Source organism: Actinomyces provencensis (assembly GCF_900155435.1).
Lineage (GTDB): Bacteria > Actinomycetota > Actinomycetes > Actinomycetales > Actinomycetaceae > Pauljensenia > Pauljensenia provencensis.
In genome coordinates, this window is record NZ_LT700224.1 from 1 (window position 1) to 1607 (window position 1607).

General features: G+C 68.1%; 1 protein-coding gene and 1 rRNA gene. One reads left to right on the plus strand and one right to left on the minus strand.

All coding sequences use genetic code 11. The features are described from left to right. Positions 1-167 precede the first annotated feature (167 nt). Complete coding sequence (locus tag BQ9890_RS16530) at positions 168-1379, plus strand: LysR family transcriptional regulator (RefSeq protein WP_230298049.1); 1212 nt, start codon at positions 168-170, stop codon at positions 1377-1379. Between the two features lie 131 nt (positions 1380-1510). Here the strand turns inward: BQ9890_RS16530 and rrf are convergent. After that, positions 1511-1607 (minus strand): 5S ribosomal RNA (gene rrf, locus BQ9890_RS14370); the annotation flags it as partial.

A 1607-nucleotide genomic window follows, 5' to 3' on the forward strand; every position in this document is an offset into this window, starting at 1 on the left:
GCGCGGGGGTGGCCTTCCGCGCGGGTGCGCCATGGGCAGCGGTGGGGTCGACGAGGGCGGACGGAGGAAGCATCATCGTGGCCATGTCGCCAGCCTGCGGCGCGGCACCGCCATACGTCTATGGCAGATGTTCGATGGAAACCATGACTGGTACTTATGGTTGGTGCATGGAGGAGATGACTGCCGACGGACGGGTCTTCGACGTCCGCGACCTCATGCTCGTGCGCGCGATCGCCGATCGTGGCTCCATCACGGCGGCGGCGAACGCGCTGGGCATGAGCCAACCGGCGGTGAGCCAACAGCTGCACCGGTTGGAACACCGTGTCGGGCTGCCCCTGGTGGAGCGTGTCGGGCGCGGAGTGCGCCTGACCGAGGCCGGCAGGATCATGTCCCGCCATGCGCCGGCCGTCACCACGGCCCTGGACGCGGCCACCGAGGAACTCGACGACCTGCGCGGCCTGCGCACGGGCCGCGTGCGTCTCATGGGGTTCCCGTCCGCCTCCCCCACCCTGCTGCCGCTGGTGCTGGCACACCTGCGCGAGAACCAACCCGGGGTCAGCGTCACGTATGTCGAGGCCGAACCACCCGAGGCCGTCGCGGCCGTACGGGAGGGGACAGCAGATGTGGCGCTCACCTTCAGCTATCCCGGCGACAGCGCCGATCCCCACCGCTCGACTGCCCAGGGCCTGTCGGTGCGCACGGTCGGCCGGGACGACCTCGTCCTGGTGCTGCCAGCGGGGCACCGAGCGCTCGAGGGAGAACCGGGGAGGTCGGGTGGTGGTCCCCTCGAGGCTTCGGGCACATCTGCAGATGGGACGGGGAACGCCAGCGAGGAAGCCGATCCTCATGCCCACGCCCGTGCTGGGACGCGTGCCCATGCCCGGGCCCGGGCCGACGCCCGCACCGACAACCACGCCCAGTCCCAGGTTCAAGCACAGGCACAGGCACAGGCACAGGCACATCTCATCCGACCTCGCGCCGTGGCCGTCGCGGACCTGTCCGACGAAAGCTGGATTGCCGGATGTCCACGATGCCGCGGACATCTGTTGGAGCTGTGCGCACGGGCGGGGTTCACCCCGAGGATCGCCTTCGAGACCGACAACGTCGTCGCCGTCGAGGCACTGGTCGCCCAGGGGATCGGAGTCGCCACGCTACCCCGGCTGGCGATCGCCTCGTTCCCCCTGTTGTCCGGGGTGGTCACCGCTCCCTTGCCCGCCGCCGAAGCCCGCACGCTTCACTTGGTCACTGCACACGGTTCCGAAACAATGCCCTCTGTCCGCTCCGTCTTCAGTGCCCTCAAGCACGCCATTGCCACACTGGAGGAACATGGAGACCGGAATGTCGGCATTCTCCCCACCATTCCCGAAGAGCACAGCTGATCGAAGTCGGACATCACGCGCGTTGTGTGTTGTGGGGTGGTGGTCCGCACGCGTGTTGTGTGTGTGGGTGGAATTGGTTGAAGGCCCCGCCACCCGGTGCCGGGTGGTGGGGCCTTCAACGTGTGGTGTTGTTGCGGTGGTGTCCTACTCTCCCACACCCTCCCAGGTGCAGTACCATCGGCGCTGTGGGGCTTAGCTTCCGGGTTCGGAATGGTTCCGGGCGTTTCC

What these genes read in the sequence shown, in the direction of transcription:
- BQ9890_RS16530 (WP_230298049.1), top strand. Translation starts at nt 168, where the DNA reads ATGGAGGAGATGACTGCCGACGGACGGGTCTTCGACGTCCGCGACCTC.